The organism is Neptuniibacter sp. UBA6509, from assembly GCA_002435145.1.
Lineage (GTDB): Bacteria > Pseudomonadota > Gammaproteobacteria > Pseudomonadales > Balneatricaceae > Neptuniibacter.
This window is the reverse complement of record DJLT01000058.1, coordinates 1-6460: the sequence shown is the minus strand read 5'-3', so window position 1 is coordinate 6460 and position 6460 is coordinate 1. Positions and strand designations below refer to the sequence as shown.

The following is a 6460-nucleotide window of genomic DNA, read 5'->3' as shown; positions in this document are numbered from 1 at the left end:
AAGGATGCATCCATACCGCCGAATTTTGCGCGCCATTTATAGAATGAAGCTGAACTCATGCCGTGTTCACGACACAGTTCAGGGATGGGTGTACCTGCTTCAGCTTGTTTAAGGATCGCCATGATCTGGCTGTCGGTGTAACGTGATTTTTTCATTTGAATCTCCTGCGTATAGATTACGAGAAAATTCTACTTTTGAGGACAGTTAATTTTCGGGGGGATTACCTAATTAATTCACAATCTGATGTTTTTCTCATTCAAACAGAAACACGAATAATTCAATGAATAGAATAAGCCCATCCACCATGCATTGGTGAATAGGCTATAGAAAGATGCTCGGAAGAATTGCTAGAGAAGCTTTGAAGTAAGTTTAATTGAAGTATCAAGCTTTCTAACCAATCTCCTCAATGGTTCGCAGTCGACATACGCATCAAGTAACTGACCTTTCAGATCTTCTAGAAGGCTAATAATACCGTTCACAGAACCAGCCTGTATGACATATGGGTCTTTACTATCACTACCACCGTAATAGAAAAGGTCAAACTGATTCGTTACTTGGCTGTCATGCTCTGCGAAAAACCAATCCTCCAATTGACTCTTAATAGTCGATAAGCGGTCATGAACTCCAATCGGGGTCGTGCCAGAGCTCTCGATCGCTTTTATTAACCTTGCTACATGCTGGTGACCTTCTGTCGGCATAACTGCATTTGGACGTCGTTCATTATGCGGAGCATCCCAACTTCTCATAGGAACCGTCTTACTGCTAGACTCTCTGTAAATTGTTCCTCTCGCTACAGCTCTCTTCTTATCTTGCTCGGTAAGGGTAAGAGGAGTAAAGAAAGTATCATGACCTCTGGTAGATATACCTTTCCAGTGCTCCGCTGTAACGGGGTAAGATAGACTGTCAATTTTAGCCATTAAGCTTTCCAGGTCATATCCTGTCGATGCATCACTAGCGACAAACATGTTTGACATATCCGGGGCATACATACCTGCCCACTTTGACGCTTTTAAATGCCAGTTATGTTTTTTAGCCCACGCATCTCGTTCGCCATCTAGCCCTGGATCAAGGTAGGGTTCATCGATTAGGATAAATTGTCCTGAGTCAGGATCATACCAATCAGTTGTATGATCAGATTTCGGTAATTTATTTCTTCTATCTCTATTTGGGTAGGCTGCATCATAGTCCTTGCTAGGCTTTAAACCAGTTGCCTCGATGAACCTAAATACCCGTACTGCTTTGCAAATTTTATTTATTGCCTCATTTTGAGATCGACTGACATGATCACTTACTAAATGATCCGGAGTAGCAAGTCTAAACCAGCCTATAGCACCAGATCTTTTAAGTTCACTATTAGAAGCTATTTCAGACAAAGGTCTTGAAAGCTCGACCTCAAGTACTTCCCTGCCAGCTTTATAATCACTCTTCCGATCATACCAATAGACAGTAAAGAATAACTTGTTACCTTGTGCGATCGGAATGGAAGTCTGAAGCCGGTTACGCGCATGAGGAAAGTTTTCAAACCCAGCACTTATCGCAGCCAAGTTTAAAGCTTTATTGTGAGGAACGCCCTTCGCTTTTTTTAGCTGTTTAGCGAGACGTTTAATACCACCGATAGTCGATGGGCGAATAGTATCATCCAACATTTTTACTCTCCCAGCCTGCCTACAAGCGTCGCTCGTCAACCACTTAACAAGCCCGAATAAAAATATTGAGCAAGTAAAAATAGAAAAGAAAGTAGTGCTTCAAAAGCTTTGCAACGACGAGCAACAGGCTCCTACCAAGAGCAGCCTTTTTTATACGTCATAAGATAAAATAATGCAAACCCTGCCCAGCAAGGGGCTAATGTCTGTAAAGTATCGAAAACCGCTCCCTTGCCCTTGTAGCTATATGGACTATTACTTTCCTGTGAAGTTGTCATAGCTCACGAAGTCAGTTTTTAGGATGCTCAGTTGAAGTCAGTGGAGTGATCCTACGTCCAGACACTTTCCGACTATTATTTTTTGCATAGGGGGACTATTGTGGTTGGAAGTCTCGGGGTAAAACCACCTCTCGAAACGTAAGGTAACGAATGAATATAGTTCTTAAACAGCATCGCTTCCCATGAAGAACATATGCCTACCCCAAAAAAAGGGGCTAAGCCCCTTGGTCGCCCCCACAGGACAGGTAATTTAACGATTTGCGGTAGCTATAAGAGTTTTAGTGTAGGTATTGCTTTATTCATAGTTCTAACTCCTGGAAGTCACGGTCTATCTCTTCTTGGGTGATGCCGATGTAGCGCAGGGTCACGCTCTCAGAACTATGTCTGAGCATCTTCATCACACGGGCTATATCGTTGGTGGATTTGTAGAGGTGATAACCTCGGGTTTTACGCATGGAGTGAGTGCCTAACGCTATTCGTAACTCCTCACCTATCGATCCAAATGCTTTACTGACGGCGCGTCGAGAGATGGGATGGGGGGCACGGTTGATGGATTGGTGATTGCGGTAAGATTGAAATAGGTAGGTGTGATTAGGGTGTTCCTGCTGAATACGATGGATGATCTGTAGCGCTTTTGGGTTGAGAGGGATATTGGCTTGTTTCCCCGTCTTTTGTTCACGGAGGGCCAATCGGTCCTCCTGTATGTCGCTAAACTTAATCGATAGCAGATCTGAGATCCGCAGTGCTAAGTTAAGCCCGATGTTCCAGATGTCGGCCATCTGCTGACTGTGCCACCGGGTAAGTAAGTGGCTTATCAGTCGGATGGTCTCTGGATCTTTGACAGCATGGACCTCTGTCATCGTCAGGTTCCTTTTTTCAATTGAAATGGGAGTTAAGGGAAGTTAGAGGGACTCATTCGAACTGAGCCCAGTTCTCATCCGGGTTGGTAAGTTCCCAAAAGGCCAATATGGGAACTTCAGTTGAGGGTCAGAGTAAGCCGCGTTCAGCGAAGGAAACTGGAGTTGTTCCCACCACGATGTGGTCTAGTACGCGAACATCGATCAGCGATAAGGCTGCCTGTAGCTGTTGCGTGATCTGTCGATCCGCCTGGCTGGGGTCTGGATCACCGGATGGGTGGTTGTGCACTAGGATGACTGCTGCCGCATTGAGCTTCAGGCACTCCTTAACCACTTCGCGAGGATACACGCAGGCCGCGTTGATCGTGCCGCGAAACAGTTCCACAAACGTGAGGATTCTGTTGCGGTTATCCAGCATCAAGAGCGCAAAAACTTCATGCTCATAATCGATCAGTAAGGTTTGTATCGCTCGATGCACTTCATCCGGATTATTGAGTGGTTGTCCTTTTGCGAGACGTCGGCGGGCAATCATTTTCGCTAGGTGAAGTAACTCGGCTTCCGTTACCGCATCGGGTACTACATAGGTACCCGGTTTCTCACCCGCAATCAGTTGTGCGGTTTCCATTATGGTTTCTCCTTTGTTATGCAGCAATAGATTCGCCCTTGAGGGCGGCGAAATGTTCTGTCAGTTGCCAAAGTGCACGGTTAAGTCGCACGTCTTCAGTGACTGAACGAATGGGCCGGGTACGTGTTCGGCGCCCCCGGCTGGAACGTCCGCGTAAGCCGCCTTTGAGTAGGTTTTCCTGGGTGCGGTTAAAAACATGCCAAAGATCTGGATCACGATCTTCTGAGCGCCTAGCTTGAAGGAGAGCGTCGGGAGAAACGGGGCTAGTATTAACCCAGTCTTCACCATAACGTAGCGTCAGCGCAGATTGAGCGAACAGTTGTGCTTCATCAGGGGAAAGACGCAGTGATCGGAAACGGTCCACCGATGAAATTACCTCGGGGGCTTCATCGATGAGGGCAATCGACCCCTCTAGAATTTCATCCACAACTTGGCAGCCATGCCGTACTCTAATCCCACCCATCTCACCGATGGGGGTGACCATGCCGTTACTGCATACCAAACGGAAAAGACCGAGATCTAACTGATAAGCACTGCTGCGATCATGGCTGTTACACAGCACCAGCTCGGCAACGGAATCTCCCACTTGGATTTGTCGGTCGGGATCTTGACGAAAACGCACCATATGACGAGCGACATCGCGACGCTCAGGTATTCGGGTTAAGGTTTGTTGAGCACGGACCGGATACCAGCCCTCCTTTTGTAAGGCATTGACCACCTTAATGGTGGGTACAAAACCATAGCGTTCAGAAACTCGGCTATCCGGGGCTTGAGCGAAAATAGCCGGGGCATTACGGAAGAGTTGATTTTGGGAAAGAATTTGCATCGTCATAAGTCGGTTCCTTATAAGCGACCACAGAGAAGCGCCCCAAGAGAGCGGTTCTCTATAGGGTCATGAGATAAACGTAAATTACGTTAGTGGCGTTGAGCCGCAAAAGTGGTTTCAGGTGGCTGAGATTTATTAGCACGGCATAACCCCGGCCAATGCCGGGATACCGAGTTGCGTGGGTATGCTAAGAAATGAATGGAGCGATGTCAGCGGGAGAAGTGGGTAATGGTTAGATAAAGTCGCTGATCAGTTATGACTACGAAAGGTGTGGCCACAATGGTCGCATTCCAGATCATCTAGAACATGCTGGTCCAGCTTCTCGCCGATCTTGGCGCCTGCTAAGGTGCCTGTAACCCCACCCGCTAAGCCGCCAAGCAGAGCTCCCGCGAGTCCACCTAAGGCGATCCCTACAGGGCCGCCGAATGCACCTGCCGCCATTCCTGCACTCGCGCCTGAACTCGCACCCGCGATGCCGCTGGCAGTCCCAGCTACACCACCGGTAACGCTTCCGACGTTACGTCCAGTATGACAATCAATAATTGATTCAGAGCCGCAATCTGGGCATGAATATGACATTAAAAAGTCTCCTGAGAGTTAGTTATATAACCAGGCTGGTGGCCTGGAAAAACAGTTTCTGACTGTTCTCAGAGAGGTGATATATATCTGAAATGTTTTTATTTGATATGTAATTTTCTACTAACTATGTACATATGATATGGAAAGAAAACAAATCAATTGCGAGCTTTTGGTTTCGATAATTTAAGTAAATAACGCGCATTAGAAAATTCGATAATTTTGGATCTTATATTATTAATAAATCTATAAGAAACATACCGTTAGGTATAAGTTTCTAGATATACAGTTAATACAATTTATATTGTAAAGGTATTTGTATGCTTGATTGTGAAGAGATGGATAAGGTCATTGATGACAAATGGGGAAGTGAAATAAGAGACGACAAAGTTTATGTAACAGAGGACAGAGATATATCCAGGATTTTGTTAAAAGTAGATCATGAGATTAGAGAATTTTGCTTGAGTGATTTTTCTTTAAGTTTAAAAAAATCAGTTAACCAGAATACTGGAGAGCTTATCTATAAAAAAGTATCTTTTGGGGATGTCAGAGCAATAGCATTTCAAAACAAACAGATTAAAGCCTTCTTTGATTACTATCTTCCAATAAGAGACTACAGAAAAAGGGGCTTGCTTAAAATCAGAGCATTTTCCCCTTATATAACGGCCTACCTACAATGGATGGATGACATTGACCAGTCTGTAAACTCGTTTGATACGCTTAGATCAATACACGGCCAAACAGTCAGTTATCAGGCTCTAGAGCAGAGAATCTATAAGTGCTTTGAGAAGCTTTCAGAGAAGCTCAGTAACCCACAATTTCAAAAACTAATACTGAAGTCACAGAAAACATCAGATAAGAACTACAAGAGCATGCTTTCATACATAGACAAGCTTTTCGACAGGAAGGCTCGGCTATTAGTAGTGCGCGTGGATCTGAGTTACAAGCAAGCGATTGCAGATGTCCGACGGAGGGAACAATTGGGGATGGATGAGCATGTTTCTGAGTTTGAACAGGTCAAGGCAGACCTAGAGCGTCTGCTTCGTCACAGGCGACATAATAAAATTTTTCATGGCTTATTAGGCTATATCTGGAAGCTTGAGTATGGGGTGACGAGAGGCTATCACTACCATATGGTTTTTTTCTTTGATGGTGCAAAGCATTGCCATGATGTGTTGATAGGCAAACGGATCGGTGACTACTGGAATAAGAACATAACCCAAGGAAGAGGGGCATACTTCAACGTGAATGGAAGTAAATGCCGCTATCAAAATGATATCAGAGGGTCAGTCAATTACTCCGATACTGAAGCAAAGCAAGGTTTAATGTATCTAACAAAATACTTTTCGAAGCCTGACTACTTTATGCGCCTTGAGCTTCCTAAAAAGTATAAGAGCGGGAGTAAGCAGCTATACCGTACGCTGGGCAAAGGTCAGGTTCAAATGCGTACAGGTAAAAAGAGAGGTCGGCCAAGGAAGTCTGGCCATTTAGGTAATTAGCAGGCACTTACCTAAAGAGAATCATCAAGTATCACCGAATCAAGGAATACAATCTGACTGTCGAATCTCATTTAGCATGAGATATATGGTAGGTATTCTCATATCGGATGAAATGACCTCGAATGTCAGCTTTGTGCCCAGGCCGTGTGAAAAGTC

Annotated in this window: 7 protein-coding genes; 1 reads left to right on the top strand and 6 read right to left on the bottom strand. The window is 45.0% G+C overall.

The genetic code is table 11. The features are described from left to right. The 6 genes from B4K11_RS07690 to B4K11_RS07665 all read right to left on the bottom strand — a co-directional run. On the bottom strand, positions 1-155 hold a 155-nt coding region (locus tag B4K11_RS07690; protein WP_292959313.1), incomplete at its 3' end, for a transposase. A gap of 192 nt (positions 156-347) precedes the next feature. Beyond that, positions 348-1646, bottom strand: coding sequence for a DUF5623 domain-containing protein (locus B4K11_RS07685; RefSeq protein WP_292952803.1), 1299 nt, complete (start codon positions 1644-1646; stop codon positions 348-350). Between the two features lie 574 nt (positions 1647-2220). After that, positions 2221-2781, bottom strand: coding sequence for a site-specific integrase (locus B4K11_RS07680; protein WP_292952806.1), 561 nt, complete (start codon positions 2779-2781; stop codon positions 2221-2223). A gap of 127 nt (positions 2782-2908) precedes the next feature. Next, a complete protein-coding gene (gene radC / locus B4K11_RS07675) occupies positions 2909-3403 on the bottom strand; it encodes a RadC family protein (protein ID WP_292952809.1) in 495 nt (164 codons plus the stop codon). A gap of 16 nt (positions 3404-3419) precedes the next feature. Continuing rightward, positions 3420-4235 (bottom strand): DUF932 domain-containing protein, encoded by an 816-nt coding sequence (locus B4K11_RS07670; RefSeq protein WP_292952812.1) that lies wholly within the window; start codon positions 4233-4235, stop codon positions 3420-3422. Positions 4236-4478: 243 nt separating this feature from the next. After that, positions 4479-4808, bottom strand: coding sequence for a hypothetical protein (locus B4K11_RS07665; protein WP_292952815.1), 330 nt, complete (start codon positions 4806-4808; stop codon positions 4479-4481). A 317-nt stretch (positions 4809-5125) separates the two neighbouring features. Here B4K11_RS07665 and B4K11_RS07660 point away from each other — a divergent pair, with 317 nt between their 5' ends. Continuing rightward, positions 5126-6304, top strand: coding sequence for a YagK/YfjJ domain-containing protein (locus tag B4K11_RS07660; protein WP_292952818.1), 1179 nt, complete (start codon positions 5126-5128; stop codon positions 6302-6304). Positions 6305-6460 lie beyond the last annotated feature (156 nt).